At 73.9% G+C, this 18999-nt stretch carries 17 protein-coding genes and 1 tRNA gene; 10 read left to right on the top strand and 8 right to left on the bottom strand.

Going from position 1 to position 18999, the window contains the following annotated elements; all coding sequences use genetic code 11:
* Positions 1-196 precede the first annotated feature (196 nt).
* From ACFYOP_RS00995 to ACFYOP_RS00985, 3 genes are all read right to left on the bottom strand, one after another.
* Positions 197-1645 carry a cellulose binding domain-containing protein gene (locus tag ACFYOP_RS00995; protein ID WP_356889550.1) on the bottom strand — a complete coding sequence of 483 codons (1449 nt, stop codon included), beginning with the start codon at positions 1643-1645 and terminating at the stop codon, positions 197-199.
* Positions 1646-1810: 165 nt separating this feature from the next.
* Positions 1811-3208: a HAMP domain-containing sensor histidine kinase gene (locus tag ACFYOP_RS00990; RefSeq protein WP_356889548.1), complete on the bottom strand. Its 1398-nt coding sequence runs from the start codon at positions 3206-3208 to the stop codon at positions 1811-1813.
* A 36-nt stretch (positions 3209-3244) separates the two neighbouring features.
* On the bottom strand, positions 3245-3943 hold the full coding sequence (locus ACFYOP_RS00985; protein WP_356889546.1) for a response regulator transcription factor: 699 nt from the start codon (positions 3941-3943) through the stop codon (positions 3245-3247).
* 78 nt (positions 3944-4021) lie between these two features.
* Between ACFYOP_RS00985 and ACFYOP_RS00980 the strand changes: the two genes are divergently transcribed.
* Positions 4022-4564, top strand: coding sequence for a hypothetical protein (locus ACFYOP_RS00980; protein ID WP_356889544.1), 543 nt, complete (start codon positions 4022-4024; stop codon positions 4562-4564).
* A gap of 16 nt (positions 4565-4580) precedes the next feature.
* Here ACFYOP_RS00980 and ACFYOP_RS00975 read toward each other — a convergent pair whose 3' ends face one another.
* A complete protein-coding gene (locus ACFYOP_RS00975; RefSeq protein ID WP_356889542.1) occupies positions 4581-5444 on the bottom strand; it encodes a fused MFS/spermidine synthase in 864 nt (287 codons plus the stop codon).
* A gap of 82 nt (positions 5445-5526) precedes the next feature.
* A complete protein-coding gene (locus ACFYOP_RS00970) occupies positions 5527-5985 on the bottom strand; it encodes a hypothetical protein (RefSeq protein WP_356889540.1) in 459 nt (152 codons plus the stop codon).
* Between the two features lie 239 nt (positions 5986-6224).
* Here ACFYOP_RS00970 and ACFYOP_RS00965 point away from each other — a divergent pair, with 239 nt between their 5' ends.
* Positions 6225-7634 carry a tetratricopeptide repeat protein gene (locus ACFYOP_RS00965; RefSeq protein ID WP_356889538.1) on the top strand — a complete coding sequence of 470 codons (1410 nt, stop codon included), beginning with the start codon at positions 6225-6227 and terminating at the stop codon, positions 7632-7634.
* A 471-nt stretch (positions 7635-8105) separates the two neighbouring features.
* Here the strand turns inward: ACFYOP_RS00965 and ACFYOP_RS00960 are convergent, their stop codons facing one another.
* Positions 8106-8702, bottom strand: a complete 597-nt coding sequence (locus ACFYOP_RS00960) for a histidine phosphatase family protein (protein ID WP_356889536.1) — start codon at positions 8700-8702, stop codon at positions 8106-8108.
* Between the two features lie 147 nt (positions 8703-8849).
* Between ACFYOP_RS00960 and ACFYOP_RS00955 the strand changes: the two genes are divergently transcribed.
* The 5 genes from ACFYOP_RS00955 (at position 8850) to ACFYOP_RS00935 (ending at position 14253) form a co-directional block, all read left to right on the top strand.
* On the top strand, positions 8850-9728 hold the full coding sequence (locus ACFYOP_RS00955) for a phosphatase PAP2 family protein (RefSeq protein ID WP_356889534.1): 879 nt from the start codon (positions 8850-8852) through the stop codon (positions 9726-9728).
* Positions 9658-10851 carry a hypothetical protein gene (locus tag ACFYOP_RS00950; protein WP_356889532.1) on the top strand — a complete coding sequence of 398 codons (1194 nt, stop codon included), beginning with the start codon at positions 9658-9660 and terminating at the stop codon, positions 10849-10851. The genes ACFYOP_RS00955 and ACFYOP_RS00950 overlap by 71 nt, the downstream gene beginning before the upstream one ends.
* Entirely contained in the window at positions 10842-12470 is a 1629-nt protein-coding gene (locus tag ACFYOP_RS00945) for a hypothetical protein (protein WP_356889530.1), read from the top strand. Before ACFYOP_RS00950 ends, ACFYOP_RS00945 begins: the two co-directional genes overlap by 10 nt.
* The gene (locus ACFYOP_RS00940) at positions 12467-13840 is read left to right on the top strand and encodes an AAA domain-containing protein (protein WP_356889528.1); all 1374 of its coding nucleotides are present in this window, start codon (positions 12467-12469) and stop codon (positions 13838-13840) included. Before ACFYOP_RS00945 ends, ACFYOP_RS00940 begins: the two co-directional genes overlap by 4 nt.
* A gap of 74 nt (positions 13841-13914) precedes the next feature.
* Positions 13915-14253, top strand: coding sequence for a hypothetical protein (locus ACFYOP_RS00935; RefSeq protein ID WP_356889526.1), 339 nt, complete (start codon positions 13915-13917; stop codon positions 14251-14253).
* Between the two features lie 50 nt (positions 14254-14303).
* On the opposite strand, the gene ACFYOP_RS00930 is transcribed toward ACFYOP_RS00935, so the two are convergent.
* The gene (locus tag ACFYOP_RS00930; RefSeq protein WP_356889524.1) at positions 14304-14582 is read right to left on the bottom strand and encodes a hypothetical protein; all 279 of its coding nucleotides are present in this window, start codon (positions 14580-14582) and stop codon (positions 14304-14306) included.
* A 119-nt stretch (positions 14583-14701) separates the two neighbouring features.
* On the opposite strand from ACFYOP_RS00930, the gene ACFYOP_RS00925 reads away from it, so the two are divergent.
* Positions 14702-15319 carry a bifunctional DNA primase/polymerase gene (locus ACFYOP_RS00925; RefSeq protein ID WP_356889522.1) on the top strand — a complete coding sequence of 206 codons (618 nt, stop codon included), beginning with the start codon at positions 14702-14704 and terminating at the stop codon, positions 15317-15319.
* Positions 15310-15383: transfer RNA gene (locus ACFYOP_RS00920), tRNA-Lys, on the top strand. The genes ACFYOP_RS00925 and ACFYOP_RS00920 overlap by 10 nt, the downstream gene beginning before the upstream one ends.
* A 49-nt stretch (positions 15384-15432) precedes the next feature.
* On the opposite strand, the gene ACFYOP_RS00915 is transcribed toward ACFYOP_RS00920, so the two are convergent.
* Entirely contained in the window at positions 15433-16692 is a 1260-nt protein-coding gene (locus tag ACFYOP_RS00915; RefSeq protein ID WP_356890218.1) for a M6 family metalloprotease domain-containing protein, read from the bottom strand.
* A 390-nt stretch (positions 16693-17082) separates the two neighbouring features.
* Between ACFYOP_RS00915 and ACFYOP_RS00910 the strand changes: the two genes are divergently transcribed.
* Positions 17083-18909: an EAL domain-containing protein gene (locus ACFYOP_RS00910; protein ID WP_356889520.1), complete on the top strand. Its 1827-nt coding sequence runs from the start codon at positions 17083-17085 to the stop codon at positions 18907-18909.
* Positions 18910-18999 lie beyond the last annotated feature (90 nt).

Raw genomic sequence — 18999 nt, 5'->3', positions numbered from 1 at the left:
CCCGGCAACTCCAGCCCCGCCGGCGATTGAGGCGCGGGGCTCGGGGCAGAGCCCCGACGAGACCGGCAAGCCCCCGCCCGCGACCGGGCGCAGCGCCCCGACGAGACCGGCGCGCGCCCGTGCAAGACGACGGCGTGGCGCCGCCCCGGCCGGTGGGGCGGCGCGGGGCGGCGCCCGTGGGGGGCGGGAGGGGTGGCTACTTGTAGGTGGCGAAGGCCTTCGTGAAGGCCAGCGGCTGCTGCAGGACCGAGCTGCACGTCGCGTCCGCCGCCGGCTTCTCCCCGCCCGCACACTGCTTGTCCCGCGTCGAGGACCACATCGACAGCCACGCCAGGTCCTTCGACTCGGCGAACGCCACCAGCTGCGTGGCGTCCTCCACCGTGAAGATCTCGGTCACGACGTCGTTGACGCCGATCATCGGCGTCACCGCGACCGTCTGCCACGCGGCCGTGTCGGAGAGCCCGAGCACGCCCTTGAGTTGTGCCTGGGTCGCGGTGGCCGCGGAGATCGCGTACTCGCCCATGTCGGCGCTGTACGCCGGGCCGTAGTCCATCGCCATGATGTTGACCGCGTCGACCCGGACGCCGTTCCGCTTCGCGTCGGCGATCAGGTCGACGCCCGGCTGGGTGAGGCCCTCGGGCATGACGGGCAGGGTGAAGGAGACGTCGAGGTCCGGGTGGGCCTTCTGGAGCCGCGTGATCGCCTGCGAGCGCCGGGTGTTGGCGGCGGTGTCGGGCAGCGCCGCGCCCTCGATGTCGAAGTCGACCTTGGTGAGCTCGTAGGTGTCGACGACCTTGCCGTAGGCCGCCGCCAGGTCGGCGGCGGAGGAGCAGTTGAGCGCCAGCTCGTGGCCCGCCGCGCCGCCGAAGGAGACGCGGACGTCACCACCCTTGGCGCGCAGGGCGCCGATCTGGGACGCGACCTTGTCGTCGGCGAGGTCCGTGACGCCGCCCCACAGCGGGGCGCAGCTGCCGCCGGAGGTGATGAAGGCGAGGTTGAAGTCCTTGACGCCGGTCTTCGCGGCCGTGTCGAGCATGTCGTACGCGGGGTAGAGGGAGGTGTCGATGTACGGGGCGTAGCGTGCGGCCGCCCCCGGCTTCGGCGTCTCCGAAGCGGTCGGCGTCGGCGGGACCGTCGGCGTCGACGTGGGCGGGACCGTCGGCGTCGACGTGGGCGGGACCGTCGGCGTCGGCTGCGGCGTCGCCCCGCCGTCGGCCGCGCACATGACCTCGTTGATGAGGCACGCCGTCGGGTCCGCGGCCTCCCCGCTCGCGGAGGTGACGAAGCCGACGGTGACCGACGCGCCCGGCACCAGGCTCTTGTTCCAGCTCGTGGGCCTGACCGTGACGTGCCGGCCGTCCACGGTGTGCTCGCCGTTCCACAGCAAGCCGATCTTCGTACCGGCGGGCAGGTCGAACTCGAGGGTCCAGTCCGTCTGCGCCGTGCCGGTCTCGTTGGTGATGACGTACTGACCGGTGTAACCGCCGTCCCAGGCACTGGTCCTGGTGTACGCGGCGCCCACCGAGGCGGCCTGGGCGGTGCCGGTGAGGAAGATCGCGGCGCCGCCGATCACCGCGGCCACGACGACCGCGCCGACCGCCTTGGTCCTGACGCTCGCCCTGCGCCGGTGCGTGCTGCTGCCCATCGCGTGCCTGCCTCTGCGTTACGGAGTCGGGGGGTGGTGCGCTGCACGCTAGCGGCCCCGAACCGGACAAATGGCCGATCAGGGACCCCGGTCGGGCTTCTTAGGGCGCGCTTAAGGGAGGCATCGGAAGCCATTAATGCCGGCCGGCGGCCAAGGACAGAACGGCTACCGCGGCGCTGTCCTCCGCCGGCGCTGCACCCGCCCGCGCCGCCGTCCCCGCCGGCCCTCCGCGGCCGCCTCGCGCGGGTCGAGGCCGATCCAGATCCGCACCTCCGTGCCGCCGAGCACCGAGCTGCCGATGCGTACGTCGCCGCCGGTGGACTCGGCGACCCGGCGCACGATGTCCAGCCCGAGCCCCGTCGAGCCCTCCCTGGCCCCGCTGTTGCCGCGGGCCATCGCGGCCGCCGGGTCGGCGATGCCGGGGCCCGCGTCGGAGACGAGGACGATGACCGCGTCGTCGCCGTTGTGCACGTCGACGGAGAAGGCCGTGCCCTCGGGCGTGTGGCGGAAGACGTTGCCGAGCAGCGCGTCGAGCGCGGCGGCCAGTTCGGGGCGGGCGACCGGGATGCGTACGGGCCGGTCGACCCCGGCGAGCCGGACCTTGCGGCCCTCGTCCTCAGCGAGCGCCGACCAGAACCCCATCCGCTCGCGGACGACCTCGGAGACGTCGCAGCCCGCGCCGGGACCGGCCGCCGCGGTCTGCGGCTTGGCCTCGCGGGCGGTGCGGATGATGGTGTCGACCTCGCGCTCCAGCTGGGCGACGGCCGCGCGGGTCTGCTCGGCGGCGGCGCTCTCGCCCAGCGACGCCGCGTTCAGCCGCAGCACGGTCAGCGGGGTGCGCAGCCGGTGCGACAGGTCGGCGGCCAGTTCGCGTTCGTTGGCGAGGAGTTGGACGACCTGATCGGCCATCGAGTTGAACGCGACGGCCGCGGACCGCAGTTCGGGCGGGCCCTCCTCGGGGACGCGCGCCCCGAGCCGGCCCTCCCCCAGGTCGTGCGCGGCGCCCGCGAGCCGCTGCGCCGGCTGCACCATCCGTACGCCCAGCCGGTCGGCGACCGCGACGGAGCCGACGATCAGCGCGATGCCGACGCCCGCGAGGACGAGCCAGGCGGTGTCGACGCCGTTGGAGACCTCGCCCTCGGGCACGAAGATCTCGACGACGGCGATCTGGCCGGTGCCGATCGCCGTCGGCTGCAGCAGCACGGACCCACCGGACACCTCTGCGATCGAGGCGCGGCCGATCAGTTCGACGGTGGCCAGGTCCCTCTTCGCCGCACGCCGCTTGCCGATCTCCAGCGGCAGGCTGCCCGGTTCGCCGGACGCCGGGATGTGCACGGCCATCCGGCCGGCCGCGCCGGCGGGCGTGGACTCGACGGCCCGCTCCAGCATGCGGCGTTCGGTGGTGACGGTCAGCGTGGGGCCGATGGTCGCCGCCTGCCGCTCGGCGTTGGAGAAGGCGCGGTCGCGGGCCATCTCCTTGATGACGATGCCCAGGGGGAGCGCGAAGGCGATCACGACCATCACCGTGACGGCCAGCGCGACCTTGACGAGCGCCCATCTCATGCCCGGTGTCCTTCGCTCATGGCCGCCGTCCTGCGCTCATGGCCGCTGTCCGTTCGGCGGTTCGAGCTTGACTCCCACTCCGCGCAGCGTGTGCAGATAGCGCGGCTGCGCGGCCGTCTCGCCCAGCTTGCGGCGCAGCCAGCTCAGATGGACGTCGATGGTCTGGTCGTCGCCGTAGCTCTGCTGCCAGACCTCGGCCAGCAGTTCCCTGCGGGGCACGACGACCCCGGGCCGGCCGGCGAGGAAGGCCAGCAGGTCGAACTCCCTGCGGGTGAGATCCAGTCGGCCGCCGTCCAGCTCGGCCTGGCGGCGCAACGGGTCGATGGACAGTCCGCCGACCTGGATGACCCGCGAGGGCGGCGCCTCGCCGGCCGCGCGGGAACGCCGCAGTACGGCCGCCATCCTGGCCGACAGGTGCTCGACGGAGAACGGCTTGGTCAGATAGTCGTCGGCGCCGTCGTTGAGCAGCCGTACGATCTCCGTCTCGTCGTCCCGCGCGGTCGCGATGATCACGGGCACGTCGGTGATGCCGCGGAGCATCTTCAGGGCCTCCGCGCCGTCCAGATCGGGCAGTCCGAGATCGAGAATGACCACGTCGAACCGGAAATGGGCCACCTCGCGCAGCGCCTCGAGGGCCGTGCCGACGCTCCGTACCGTGTGGGAGGCCTCGGTCAAGTGCCTGATGAGGGCGGAGCGCACGAACTGGTCGTCCTCGACCACGAGCACACTTGCCATGGGCGGCACCGTACGCCATCCGGGGGACACCGGTCTCGCCCCTCCCATCCGGGACAACGCCGGTGCGGGTGGTGCACTATGGCCCGGATGCATCGAGGACTCGTACATGCCATGGCGTGGTCGCTGTCCACCGGCGCGGCGGTCACGCTGTCGTGGTGGGGCGTCCACACGGTCATGGCCGGAACCGCGTACGACCGGCCGCGCGCACTGCCCATCACGGCACAGACCCCGACGACCCCGGCCGCCGAGCCGCAGGCGGCGTCGACGGCCCGGCCGCCGAGCCGCTCCCCCTCCCCGTCGCCGTCGCGTCCGCCGAACAGGAAGCCGGCGACCACGCCGCCCCCGGCGGCGAAGCCCGTCCCGCCCGAGGACTCCCCCGCGACGGCAGAGCCGGAGTCGGGGGACGTGAAGGGCTACAACGTCAAAGGCGGCCGGGTCGTCTTCGACATCGGCGAGAACTCCGCGGAGCTGGTCTCCGCCACCCCGGCGGCGGACTGGCAGATGCAGGTGTGGAAGCAGCCGACGTGGATCCGGGTCACGTTCACGCGGGACGGGCACGAGGTGTCGGTGTTCTGCACCTGGAACGGGCATCCGCCGATGGTCCAGTTCGACGAACGCTGAGGCGGGCGGACGGCGCTCAGCGGAAGACGGCCGGCGGCGGCGCGGGGGACGGCTTGGCGCTCGCGTCGGTGACGGGCACCGCCCCGCCCGTGAAGTCGGCCAGCGCGCGCCCGTGTTCGACCCGGCCGGCGAACGGGTCGCTCGCCACGCGACGGGTGAACTCGGCGACCGGCAGCGCGGCGTCCGACGCCAGCAGCACCGCGTTGCCGAAGCGGCGGCCGCGCAGCACGGTCGGGTCCGCGGCGAGCGCGAGCTCCGGGAAGACGGCGGCGACCGTGGCGATCTGGGCCCGCAGATACGTGAGCGGCGGCCCGTCGGCGATGTTGGCGGCGTAGCAGCCGCCGGGCCTCATCGCCCTGCGCACCTCCGCGAGGAACTCCGTGCTGGTCAGATGCGCCGGGGTGCTCGCACCGCTGAACACGTCCGCGATCACCACGTCCGCCCAGCCGTCCGGCACCTTCGCCAGCCCGGCCCGGGCGTCGAGCGACCGCACCCGTATCCGGGCGCCGGGGTCCACGGGGAGCCGTTCCCGTACGAGTTGGACGAGAGCCGCGTCGAGCTCGACGACCTGCTGGGTGGAGCGGGGGCGGGTGGCGGCGACGTAACGGGCCAGGGTGAAGGCTCCGCCGCCGAGGTGCACGACGTGCAGCGGCCGTCCGGCGGGCGCGGCGAGATCCACGGCGTGACCGAGCCTGCGCTGGTACTCGAAGGACAGGTGGGCCGGGTCGTCGAGATCGACGTGCGACTGCGGGGCGCCGTCGACGAGCAGCGTCCAGCCGCGCGGGCGGTCGCGGTCGGGTACCAGCTCCGCGAGCCCGGCGTCCACGGCCGCGACGACGGCCTCCGCGCCACCGCCCCCACGCCGCCTGTTCTTCGCCACGCGTCCATTATCGCCCGGCCGCCGGAGTGCCGCGTCCGGGCGGCCCGCCCTGGCCTCCCCGGGGGAAGCGCGGGTCCGGTGGTCAGCGGCAGTTGTCCGCCGCCTCGATCAGCCGGGCCGCCTCGCCGAGCGCCTTCCGCAGGACAGCCGGGTCCGTGACCGCGTCGGCGTCGTCACCGGGGGGCAGCAGCCACCCGGAGCCGGTGACGGGCGGCTCCGGGGGAATGCGCAGGCCCCGGCCGGACGTCTGCGTGCACGCGCTGCCCGGCATGTCCCAGGCTTCGGCGGTGCCCGGCGGGACGAGGAAGCCGAGGGTGTCGCACGCCCCGTCGTGGAGCACCGGGCCGACCGCGGGCGCGGCGGCGCGGCGCAGGATGTCGACCGCCTCGAGGCCCTGCCGGGCGGGGACGGTCACCAGGTCGCACGGTTCCGCGGCCCCTGCCGGGCCCGCCCTCCCCACCGCGCCGCACGCGGGCGGTGCGCTGCGGTCGGGGCTGGGCAGGTGTCCGGCCGTGGTCGCGGGCGTCGCACTGGCCTCCATGCCGACCTCCAACAAGGGGATCCCCTCCTCGCTCGAGTGGAGACACGTGACGCGCCTCCGTACGGTTCAACGCCCGTGCGCGTCAACGGCTACGGCGGCACGCCGCCGCAAAGGATGGCAGTTCATGGCAGATCGCCGATGAGATGTCCCTTTTGTTGCCAAACCCCGTGTGAGGGACCTCTCACAGCAGGTACGTTCTTGCCCGCCGGAATCCGGCCGCACCAAGAGAGGGCTCGGCCATGGCGTCATCGTCCAAGGCATCACGGGCAGTTGCCCCTCCCGTCCCCAACCTGGCCTTCCGCCGGCTGCGGGGACACCGCTCACCGAACGAGTTCGCGACGGTCGTCCGCAGGGCCGCCCGCGAGATCGGCGAGCAGGTCTCCTGCGACGCGCGGTACATCGGGCGCGTCGAGTCCGGCGAGATCCGCTGCCCGAACTACGCGTACGAGCGGGTGTTCCTGCACATGTTCCCCGGCCTCGCGCTGACGGACATGGGCTTCACGGCCCGGGAACAGGTGCGGGGGCGCGGTGCGCGCGGCCGGGCGGCGTCCGGGCCCGCGGGGGAACCGGCCGCCCATCCGAACCACCATCCCTGCTGCCCCGTCCCCATGGGCAGTGGCGCACGTGACAGCGACGAGGAGAGCGACGTGCTGCGTCGCGCATTCATGACGAGCGGCTCCACCACGGTGGCGGCCGCGTCCCTGGGCCTGGGGCCCGTGCCCGAGTCCGTGTCCGGCCGGCCACGGGTCGGCGAGAGCGAGGTCCGCGCCGTCGAGGAGGCCGTACGCCGGATCCGCCTCATCGACGACCGGCACGGCGCCGACGGTCTGTACCGGCAGGCGGCGAAACCCCTGCGGGCCGCCTACGCACTGCTCGACGCGGGCACGGCGGCGCGCAGATCGACGGAGCAACGGCTGCACGCGGGCGCCGGCGAACTCGCCATCTCGGTGGGCTGGCTCGCCCACGACTCCGGCCGCTTCGAGGACGCCCGCTCCCACTACGCCGAAGCGCTGGCCACGGCCCGCGTGGCCGGCGACCCGGGCCTGGAGGCCCACGCGTTCTGCAACACGTCGTTCCTGGCCAGGGACGCGGGGCGGCCGCGGGAGGCCGTACGCACCGCGCAGGCCGGCCAGCGGGCGGCCCGGCGGGTGGCCTCGCCCCGACTGCTGTCCCTGCTCGCGCTGCGGGAGGCGGGCGGCTGGGCGGGGCTCGGTGACAGGGCGAGCTGCGAGCAGTCGCTGGCGCGGGCGCACGCGTACTTCGCGCGGGGCGCGTCGGGCGCGGACCCGGAGTGGATGTCCTTCTTCGCCGAACCCGAACTGGAGGCCCTCCAGGCCCAGTGCTGGTCCACCCTCGGCGAATGGTCCCGCGCGGCCCGCCACGCCCAGCGCGCGGCGACGCTCCAGGACCGCCGCTTCACGCGCAACCTCGCGCTCTACCGGGCCGAACTGGCGGCGGACCTGGCGCGGGCGGGGGCGCCGGAGGAGGCGGCGGTGGCGGGCGAGCAGGTGCTCGATCTGCTGGGCGAGGTGCGGTCGTCGCGCATCGAGTCGATGCTGACGAGCACGGCGCACGTCTTGCGCCCGCACAGCCGGACGCCGGCGGTGTCGTCGTTCCTCCACCGGCGGGCGACGCCGCACCCGGCGTGACGCACGCGGATGCGCTGCGCCGGGCGGCGAGCGTGTTCCCCTCCCCTCCCCGAACCGGGCTCTGCCCGGACCCGCGCCTCAAACGCCGGCGGGCGGGATTGGCCGGTCCTGTCGGGGGCTCCGCCCCCGAACCTCGCGCCTCAACCGCCCTACGGCCCGGCGGCCGTGGGTGGGGGTACGTCCCACGCCGCCCGGCGTAGGGGGAGTGCCCTCAAGCGGGGCTGAAGTCGCCGGGTTCCGCCCGGTCCGGGCGCCTTGAGCGCCGGCGGGCTGGTTGCCGTGCAGCGGCATTTCCAGCCCCGGCCTGGGGGCATCTCCCACGGCCGCCAGGCCGTAGGGGGAGATTGAGGCCACCGCGCGGAGCGCGGTACGGGGTCCGGGGCCTGCCCCGGTTCGGGAAGCTGGGGGTCCCCCCGCGGCCGCCAGGCCGCAGGAACGCGCAGCGGCCCCGCACCCGCAGCACACCCCCCGTCACCCCTCCTGATGCCCCGTGTCGTTCCAGCGCTCGATCGCCGGCTCCCCGTACGCCCACCCCAGCACCGACAGGCTCGTCGGGTCGAGCCGGATGCGGCCTCCGAAGGAAATGTCCTCGCCCAGCCACCGCGCCCCGAGGGAGCGCAGGATGTGGCCGTGGGCGAAGACCAGGACGTCGCGGTCGGCGGAGCGGGCCCATTCGACGATCTCGTCGACGCGGGACGAGACGGCCGCGAGGGTCTCGCCGCCGGGCGCGCCGTCGTTCCAGAGCAGCCACCCCGGCTGAAGCGCGTGGATCTCGGACGGGGTGAGGCCCTCGTACGCCCCGTAGTCCCATTCCATCAGCGCGTCCCAGGGTTCCGCCCGCTCCCCGAAGCCCGCGAGCGCGCAGGTCTCGCCGGCCCGTACCAGCGGGCTGGTGCGGACCTCGACGCCTTCGAGGCCGGACCACGGCGCGCGGTGCAGCCGCTCACCGAGCAGTTTCGCGCCGCGCCGGCCCTCTTCGAGCAGGGGGATGTCCGTCCTGCCGGTGTGTTTGCCGAGCAGTGACCATTCGGTCTGGCCGTGCCGGGCGAGCAGGATCCGCGGTGCCATGGGTGGCTCTCCTGAGGTTCACGATCGGATGTCGCCCCATCATCGCGCACATGAACGACAGGCAACCTCCCCGACGATCTCGGCGTCCCCACTCCCGTACGCCTGATCACGACCACGAGCCACGACCACTGAGACGGAGACCGACGGATGCCGCAGACCGCACCGCACCACCGGCCCCGCTGGTGGACCGAGCTGCTGCTGATCGCCGTCGTCTACGCCGCGTACTCGGCCGGCCGTCTGCTCGCCCGCGGCGACGTCGCGACGGCGGTCGACCACGGTCTCGCGATACTCCGGGCCGAGAAGGCACTCCTGCTCAACGCCGAGCATCCGCTGAACCGTCTCTTCACCGATGTCCCCGCTTTCGGCATACCCGCCGACTTCGTCTACGCCTCCCTCCACTACGTGGTCACCCCGGCCGTGCTGGTGTGGCTCTTCCGCCGCCGGCCGCTCCGCTATCGCGCGGCCCGCACCTGGCTGATGGTCTCCACGCTCCTCGGGCTCGTCGGCTTCACGCTGATGCCGACCTGCCCGCCCCGGCTGCTGGACGCCGCGCACGGCTTCGTCGACACGATGGCGCAGTACAGCTCGTACGGCTGGTGGGGCACGGAGGCGAGCGCGCCGCGCGGGCTCGGCGGGATGACGAACCAGTACGCGGCGATGCCGAGCCTGCACGTCGGCTGGGCCCTGTGGTGCGGTGTGATGCTGTGGCGGCACGGCCGTACGCCGCTGCCGCGGGCCCTTGCCGTCGGCTATCCGCTGCTCACCACGATCGTGGTGATGGGCACCGCGAACCACTACTTCCTCGACGCGGTCGGCGGCGCGGCCGTCATGGGCGTCGGCGCGCTGCTGACCAGGCCCGCGATGCGGCTCGCCGACCTCACGCGGCAGCGGTCCGGGTTCGCTGCGACGGCATCGAGGTCCACCGTTGTCGGTGGCGGATGCGAGACTTCCGCGGGTGAGCGAATCCCTGGGCAGCGGACCCCCTCCGCAGGCGCCGACGACAGCACTCCGGCAGCGGCTCGCTGAGCTGCGCGGTCCTGCCGCGCAGCCCCATCCGCTCGATGCCCGCGCCCTGGCGGCGCTCGCCGCCAACCCGGGGTGCGAGCGCCGGGCGCTGCTGGACGGCGCCGGGGTGGACAAGGCGGCGCTGGCGTCCGCGCTCGGTTCGCCGGGGACGTTCGGGCAGTCGCAGTTCGCGTTCATGCGGGGCAACGCCTTCGAGGCGAAGGTGAAGGCGGACGGCGGCAAGGAGCTGCTGCGTCTGCTCGGTCTGGAGGATCCGGCCGGCGCGCTGGTGCCGGACCTGGCGGCGGCCGGGCCCGAGGGCCGCGCGGCGCGTACGGCGCTGGCGCTGCGCGAGGCGACGGCGGCCGGGGCGTGGACGCTGCTCGACCATCCGCTGCTCGCCCTGGAGGTGGCGGGCTCGCCGGCGTATCTGGAGCCGGACGCGGTGGTCGTGGCCCCCGACGGCCGGTGGACGGTCGTGGAGATCAAGTCGTTCCCGATGATCGACGCGTCGGCGGACGCGTCGAAGGTCGGCGCCGCCGCCCGCCAGGCCGCGGTGTACGTACTGGCCCTGGAGCGGGTCGCCGCCGTCACGGACGACGCGCGGGTCGCGCACAGCATTCTGCTGGTCTGCCCGAAGGACTTCTCCAATCTGCCGACCGCGTCGGTCGTGGACGTGCGCAAGCAGCTGTCCGTGACCCGCCGTCAGCTGGCGAGGCTGACCCGCGTCGAGGACATCGCCGCCGCGCTGCCCGAGGGGCTCACCTTCGACCTGGAGGCGTGCTCGGCGGACGAGCTGACGGCCGCGGTCGAGTCGGTGCCGCACGCGTACGCACCCGAGTGCCTGGCGGCGTGCGAGCTGGCGTTCCACTGCCGTGACCGGGCCAGGCAGGACGGTGCGGTGGAGGCGCTGGGCCGGTCGGTCCGCGGCGAGCTGGGCGGGCTGACGACGGTGGGCGGCGTGCTGGCGGCCGCCCGCGGCGAGGCCGGTGACCCGGCCGACCCGGCGGTGGCGGCACTCCGGCGGGCCGCGGCCCTGCGATCGGAGGCACTGGCCGACGCGGCCATGACGCGGGAGGCCGACGCGGCCATGACGCGGGAGGCCGACGCGGCCGTGGCACGGGAGGCGGGCGGATGTCGCTGATCGCCACACTGGCCCGGCTGGAGGCCGTCGAGACGGGCCGCGCCCAGCCGCTGGCGACGGTCCGCCACCGGCGGGTGTCGGCGCGCCCGATGGTGTTCGTACCGCTGACGACCGCGGGCGAGGCCGGGGCGCCGCTCGGCGCGCTGGTGGGCACGGACCGCGAGGAGCCGCGGCTGCTGGTCGTGGCACAGCCCCGCGACCGCGACCTGCGCTCGGCGTTCCTGGCCGAGCTGGCCGATGTGCTGCTGCCGTATCTGGACGGCTTCGGTGACGACGTCGAGCTCGTCGAGCGCAAGGAGACCGACGCGGAGACCGGCAAGAAGGTCACCGTCGAGGTGGAGCTGTGCGCGGACGCCCCGCAGCTGATCGTGCCGAGCCGCGCCGGCGTGGAGTTCGTACGGCTGCTGGGCCGCTCGATGCGGTTCCGGCGTACGGCGGAGCAGGACCCGGACACGCCGTATCCGGCGCCGCCGCGGGTGCCGCTGCTGGGCCGCTGGCTGACCCACTACGGCGAGCGCGCCCGCGTTCCCGGCTCGTCCCTGCTGCTCGCCGCGACGGACCTGCTGAACCGGCACTGGGCGACGGGCCAGTCCTCTTTGGAGGACCAGCATCTGGGCGCGCTGCTCGCCTGGATCGACGCGGCGGAGGGCGAGTCGGGCGCCGAGGCGGCGCTCCGGGCCGAGCTGGGCCGCGACCGGGAGGGCCTGCTGCGCTGCCCGCCGGCCGGGCCCGCGACCGATCCCGTCTTCGACAACCGGCGTCTCGCACCCGCGATGGAGCGCTACGACCGGGCCCGGCAGCTCCTCGCCGCCGCCGAGGACGGCGAGAGCGCCGACGAGCGGCTGGGTGAACTGCACCGTGCGGAGCGGGAGGTCAGGCGGCTGGTCGCGAACCAGATGCGGCCCACCTGGCAGGCGGTGTGGCGGGCTCTCGATCTCGTACGCGGGCTCCCCGAGGGCTCCCGTGTCGAGGAGCGCTGGACCCGCGACCGCTGGTCGTTCACCGCCCACCGCGACCGGGTCCGCGCCGGCGAACCGCCGCAGCCCCGGCGCGACGACGCCGTGACCGCGGCGCAGAAGCTCGCCGCGCGGGAGACCGCGCAGGCGCAGCTGGAGGCCCAGGAGGCACTGGACGATCCGCTGGTGCTGGCGGGCCGCCGCCTCGCCGGCGAGGCGTTCGTGTCCGAGGTGATCGACGTGGAGATGGCCTGGTCCGAGTCGAAACGGCCGAGCCCCCGCCCCCTGCTGACCGTGCGCACGGACGACCGCCCGCACCTCGGCGGGCACGGCGCGACGGGAGCCCCGCCGGCCGGGGGCGAGAGCCGGATCAAGGTGTACCGCTCGCTGGACGGCAAGCCGCAGACGGCGGAGTTCGTACGGTACGAGGACGACGGGACGCTGGTGCTGCGGGTCACCGACCGGATGGGCCGCGCCAAGGTCCCCGCGGAGGGCTCCGTGCCCGTCAAGGGCGACCGGATCGCCTGGACCCTGTTCGAGCACGACCAGCGGGGCGGGCCGAAGCTGCCGGACCCGGAGGAGACGCCGTGGACGCACGGCGGCCCCCCGAGGTCCGACACCGCCGAGATCCCCGACCGCGTCACCCCGGATGACCTGCTGTGACGTCCGCCCGTGAGCTGCCCGCGCCCGGCCGCCCGGTGCCCGATCCCGGCGCCGAGGCGGCGCGCGCGACCGCCGGCATCCTGCACGACACGCTCCACGGCTCCGCCAGGGGCGTCGTCGTCGACTCGCCGCCGGGCGCGGGCAAGTCCACCCTCGTCGTGCGCGCCGCGCTCGAACTGGCCGCCGCGGGGCGCCCGTTGATGGTCGTCGCGCAGACCAACGCGCAGGTCGACGACCTGGTGCTGCGGCTCGCGGAGAAGGAGCCGGAGCTGCCCGTCGGCCGGCTGCACTCGAACGACTCCGACCCGTACGACAAGGCGCTCGACGGGCTGGACAACGTCCGGAAGTCGGCGAAGGCGGGCGACCTCGCCGGTCTGGACGTCGTCATCTCCACGGCCGCCAAGTGGGCTCATGTGCAGGGCGTCGAACCCTGGCGGCACGCCATCGTCGACGAGGCGTACCAGATGCGCTCCGACGCCCTGCTCGCCGTCGCCGGGCTGTTCGAACGGGCCCTGTTCGTCGGCGATCCGGGGCAGCTCGACCCGTTCTCGATCGTCGGCTCCGAGCAGTGGGCGGGGCTCTCGTACGATCCGTCGGCCAGCGCGGTGTCCACGCTGCTGGCGCACAACCCGGACCTGCCGCAGCACCGGCTGCCCGTCTCCTGGCGGCTGCCGGCGTCGGCGGCGCCGCTGGTGTCCGCCGCGTTCTACCCGTACACGCCGTTCCGGAGCGGCACCGGCGACGGTGACCGGCGGCTGGCGTTCGGTGTGCCGTCGGACGGGTCGGGGCCCGACCGGGTCCTCGACGAGGCCGCGGAGTCGGGGTGGGGTCTGCTGGAGCTGCCCGCGCGCCACACCCCGCGCACCGACCCGGAGGCGGTGCGGGCCGTGGCCCTGGTCGTGCGCCGGCTGCTGGACCGCGGCGGCGCGGCGGTCTCCGAGCGGTCCGCGGAGCCGGTGCCGCTCACCGCCGACCGGATCGCCGTCGGCACGGCCCACCGCGACCAGGCGGCGGTGGTGCGCGCCGCGCTGGCGGAGCTGGGGGTCGCGGGCGTCACGGTCGACACCGCCAACCGTCTCCAGGGCCGGGAGTACGACGTGACGGTCGTGCTCCACCCGCTGTCGGGGCGGCCGGACGCGACGGCGTTCCATCTGGAGACCGGGCGCCTGTGCGTCCTCGCCTCCCGCCACCGGCACGCGTGCATCGTCGTGTGCCGGGAAGGCGTGGAGGAGCTGCTGGACGAGCACCCGTCGACGGAGCCGGTGCAGCTCGGCGTGACGGTCAGGTTCCCGGACGGCTGGGAGGCGAACCACGCGGTGCTGGCGCATCTGGCCGAGCACCGGGTGCGGTGGGATCCGGGGACGGCCTGAGACGGTCTTGCGCGGAGCGGGACAATGGAGGGCGGTCCGGCAGTGCGGACCGCGACGCGAGGAGGAGTACGGACATGGCGGAACCGGAGCGGACGACCGAGCGCAGGGTGCGGCCTGCCCCCCTGCTGTTCGAGCCGTCGGAGGCTGCCGCCGACCCGGAGCACTTCTTCGACCTGGAGTCCATGGAGGACCCGCGCGAGCTGCTGGACCGGTCGACGGAACTGGCGCTGGCCTTCCGGGCCGCGACCGACCGCGCGGTCGAGTTCCAGGCCCTCGCGGCGGCCCAGCTCGCCGACCCCCGCCGCTTCGACCGGCTGACGCCGGCGGACATCGGCGAGCGGGCGGGCTGGACGGAGGACTACGCCCGCAAGATGATCGACTTCGGCAGGGACCTGCTGCGCGGGGGCCACTGACGCACCGTCGGCCGGGGGACCATGGCGGCTGAGCCTCGCCGTCCCTGGCGTCACTCGGCGCGGGCCTCCTCGTCGAGACGGTCCACGAACTTGGCGAGCAACGCGGCGAACCGGTGCATCTCGTCGGCGGACCAGCCGTCCGGCACCCGGCCGTAGAAGGACTGCCGCGTCCGGTGCGCCTCGGCGACGGCCGCCCGGCCCGCGTCGGTGAGCACCAGGCAGCTGCGCCGGCGCAACGCCCGGCCGGCCGGGGCGGGGAGCCCGCCCGCCGCGGTCCGGGTGACGGCGCGGACGCGCCTCTCGGACCGGTCCAGTGAGCCTCCACCCACCCGTCCGTCATATGCCAGTCGAAGATGGCGGGGCGAAAGATACCCCTCTCCGCCCCGCCCTGTCCCCGTTTCGCGGAACGAAGTGAAATTGCAGTATCACTCGCGGTAAGCATGAGTGCATGACCGCATGGCTGCGAGACCCCGCCCCCCTGACGGACGCCGTCCCCGACGGCCAGGACCACACGGCGGCCCGGGTGACGCCCCCCGGCGCCGGCTGGCTCGCCTCGGCGGAGGCGTATCCCCGATCGGCGCTCGCGCAGTGGGAGAAGCGGCCGACCGCGCCCGCCGTGCTGCCGTGCGGTTCGGTGTTCGACGTGGTGAACGTCCCCACGATGTTCGGGCGCCGGATGCTCGACCGGCTGTGGTCGCAGGGCCCCGGATCCGGGCCCGTGGCGATGCACCGGGGCCGGATGATGCTGTTCGCCGCGCCCGGCACGGCCCGGCGGCTGCCGTCGCTGCTCGACTGGGAGGAGTGGGGCGACGCCGTGCCGCCCCTGCTCTGCCATGGCGTGGGCGACGCGGTGACCGTACCGCCCCTGACCCCCACGGAAGACGCCTCCGAGCCCCGCTGGCTGGTCGCGCCCGACACCCGTCAGCCCTGGCTGCCCGGGCCGGAGGTCCTGCTGTGGGCGTGTGTGCGGGCGGTGCGCGCGAAGGCCTCCGGAGGAGCGGCTTTATCGATTTTTCCTCCCGCCGATCAGGATGCTAAGGTCTACGACGTCAGCAGGCGCCGCTAGCTCAGTTGGTTAGAGCAGCTGACTCTTAATCAGCGGGTCCGGGGTTCGAGTCCCTGGCGGCGCACAGACGGAAGAAGGCCCCTCGCGCAAGCGGGGGGCCTTCTTCGTGCCGCCTAGGCGGTGGTGACCTTCACCGTCCACGACCCCGCCCGGGTGCGTTCCGAGACCTCCACCCGCACCCGCCCTCCGGGCGGCCCCGGCATGGTGAACGTCTCCCCGACCCGCAGCGGCGCGTCCGCGAGCGGCGGGTAGACCGAGTCCTCCCGGCAGGCCTCCGTCTCCGGATGCGTGTCGACGACCTCGATGGGACCGCCGCCGGACGCGGTCTCGCCCTCCACGCGGTAGAGCAGCACGCCCTCGGTGCAGGTGTAGGCGTCGTTGCCGGTGGCGCCGCGTGCCTCGATCGCCAGCGCGCTGTGCGGCCCCGTCCGTACGACCGCCAGCCGGGTGCCGACGCTGCCGCCGCGCGCGGGCGCGGCGGCGACGGGCTCGAGGGTCACCGGGTCGCCGCCGCGCTCGGCGTTGACGCACCGCACCTCGGACCTGCCGAGCCAGCCGAGCTTCCACTTGTGCCAGGCGAACAGGTCGGGGGCCAGACCGAACTGGCTGCCCATGACGTCCCAGTCCCCGACGTGGGTGTCCCAGTCGCCGTGGCCGTCCACCGGCCGGTGGTAGAGATCCGGCAGGTCGAAGACGTGACCGGTCTCGTGGGCGAGGACGTTGCGGTCCGGCGGATGGCGTTCGAAGACGGTGACGACGCGGCGGATGTCGGTGCCGTCGGCGCGCAGCGGCCGGTCGAAGTTGACGACCTTGGTCGCGTCGGAGTCGACGCCGGGCGCGTCGGGGTCGGCGACCAGATAGACGATGTCGTACGCGGAGAAGTCGACCCGGTCGTCCGCCACGGCGACGGCGTCCCGCAGATAGGCGGCCCGGTGCTCGGGCTCCCAGTCCCGCTGTATGCCGTAGGCGACCGAGGGCTTCGGCATCGGCAGCCATTCGGTCAGCGGGTGGGCGCGCAGGGAGAAGGCGCCGTAGGACGCCCGCCGGAAGAAGTCGCTGGTGGCGGGGAAGTGGTCGGCCGCCAGCTCGTGGGGCCGGTTCAGCGGCACGGAGTCCGGAAACGACAGGAAGATCATGACCGCGTCGAGCTCGGTGACCGGCCGGGTGTACGCCGCGTTCCAGGTGTCGAGGCCCAGCGAGTGGTGAGCGGCCGTCCGGGGCAGCGCGCACGGGCCGCCCATCGTGTCGGCGACCGCGGGGCCGGCCACGAGGGAGGCGGCCGTGAAGGCCATGAGCGAAGTGAGCGCGGCCGCGGCATTGCGCAGTCGTTCCACTCTCCCGGGTGCTCCCCCGGGCGACTGCTGACCCTCCACGTGGACCTCCGGCAGCGGAATACGGGATGCGCCACCCACCCTGTGATGTTTTCTGGTGATACGCCCTGTTCCGGTGCCCCACTCGGGTGACCGACCCGACACCGGCCCGAACCCCGTCGCCAGACGGCGACACTCCGATGGCTCACAGAAAGTCACAAGTGGTCAGCAGTCGGCAGACCCCGCTCCCGACCCGCGCAGAAACGATCGACCGCTCCCTCAGGAGGCCCTGTCACATGATGGTCACGCTGGAACGGCCGGCTCCGCTGGCTCTATGATCGGCACACTTTCCCCGAGTTCTTGCTGGATTTCTTCGTCGAATGCCTTGGCGGGCCATCCCCCGACCACATTTGTACGACCCTGTACGACACAACTGCACTGCGGGAGTGAGCGGTGAGCGGAACCTCCGAAGGACAAGGGCCCGCGGGCGTCGCAGTCCCCGGACGCATCCGACCCACGGTCACTGAGCGTCACACCTTCGGCCGGAAGTACTCCGAACTGCGCGACTACCGTGCCGCCTTCAACGCGGCGCAACTGGCCATGGCCGTCGTCGACCCCCAGGGCGTGGTGATCAGCGCCAACGAAGCGCTCGCCGCGCTGCTCGGCACCCGCCCCGTCGAGCTGCGCGACCAGTACGCGGCCGACCTCATCGACCTCGCCTCCGACGCCCGCACCTGGCACGCCTACCGCGAGGCCCTGCGCGGCCGCCGTTCGCGCTTCCGCTGCACCCGCCGGCTCAAGCACCCGGACGGGCGGGTCCTGTGGGCCGAGGTCACCGTCGCGCCGGTGCCCGACAGCACCACCGTGCTGCTGTCGGTCGCGGACATCAGCGACCGCCGGGAACTGCGGGCCCGGCTGCGGCACCTCCAGATGCACGACCCGGTGACCCGGCTGCCCAACCGGACGCTGTTCTTCGAGCGGCTGACCGCCGCGCTCGAATCGTCCCCGTACGACCAGGGCTCCACCGGCCGGATCGGCCTGTGCTACCTGGATCTCGACGGGTTCAAGGCCGTCAACGACACTCTCGGGCACCGCGTCGGCGACCGGCTGCTGGCCGCCGTCGCCGCCCGGCTGACCGAGTGCGCGAGCGGGCACCTGGTGGCCAGGCTCGGCGGCGACGAGTTCGCCGTCCTCGTCGAGGACTCCACCGGCACCGAGCAGGTCGCCGACCTCGCCAGGTCGGTACTGGCCGCGCTCCAGGAGCCGTTCGACCTCGCCGGACAGCGGCTGTCGGTGTCCGCGTCGATCGGCGTGGTCGAGCGCGCGGTGACCGGCACGAGCGCCACGGGGCTGATGCAGGCCGCGGACACGACGCTGGACTGGGCGAAGGAGGACGGCAAGTCCCGCTGGACCCTCTTCGACCCCGAGCGCAACGCGCACCGGATGGCCCGCCAGGTGCTCTCCTCCATGCTGCGTCCCGCCGTGGAGCGGGGGGAGTTCACGCTCGAGTACCAGCCGCTGGTGGGCATGGCGGACGGGGTGACGCGGGGCGTGGAGGCGCTGGTGCGCTGGAACCACCCCCGGTTCGGCACGCTCACGCCGAATCGGTTCGTCGCCATCGCGGAGGAGGACGGCTCGATCGTGCAGCTCGGGCGGTGGGTGCTGCGTACGGCGTGCCGGCAGGCGCGGCAGTGGCAGCTCGACCACCCCGGCGTGCCGCCGCTCTTCGTCAGCGTCAACGTCGCCGTACGCCAGGTCTGGGACTCCGACCTGGTCGCGGACGTCGCGGAGATCCTTTCCGAGACGGGGCTGGCCCCGCACCTGCTCCAACTGGAGCTGACCGAATCGGCGGTGATGGGCTCCGCGGGACGCCCCCTGCAGGCCCTGCAGGCGCTCCGCGACATGGGCGTCCACATCGCGATCGACGACTTCGGTACGGGGTACTCGAACCTGGCGTACCTGAGCCGGCTGCCGGTGTCCGTACTGAAGCTCGACGGAACGTTCGTCCGCGGCTTCCAGGACGAGACCCCGGCCAACCCGGCGGACGAGACGATCGTCCAGGCCCTGGTGGAACTGGCCCACCGGCTGGGCCTCACGGTCACCGCGGAATGCGTGGAGACGCCCGGCCAGGCGACGCGCCTGCGACGCATCGGCTGCGACACGGGCCAGGGCTGGCTGTACTCCCGGGCGGTGGCGCCGGAACGCATCGGGGAGATGCTGGGGACGGGCGCGGCGACGTCGGCCGCGGGCACGTGTTCCCCTACCCGCCCCTTCCCGTAACCGGGGGCTCCGCCCCCGGACCCCCGCGCCTCAATCGCCGGCGAGGCTGATTTCGCGGAGCGAAATCCAGCCCGGCCGGCGATTGAGGCC

It is taken from the genome of Streptomyces sp. NPDC006294 (assembly GCF_042870895.1).
Classification (GTDB): Bacteria; Actinomycetota; Actinomycetes; order Streptomycetales; family Streptomycetaceae; genus Streptomyces.
Note: the sequence above shows the minus strand (reverse complement) of the source record. Positions and strands in the feature narration are given on the sequence as shown.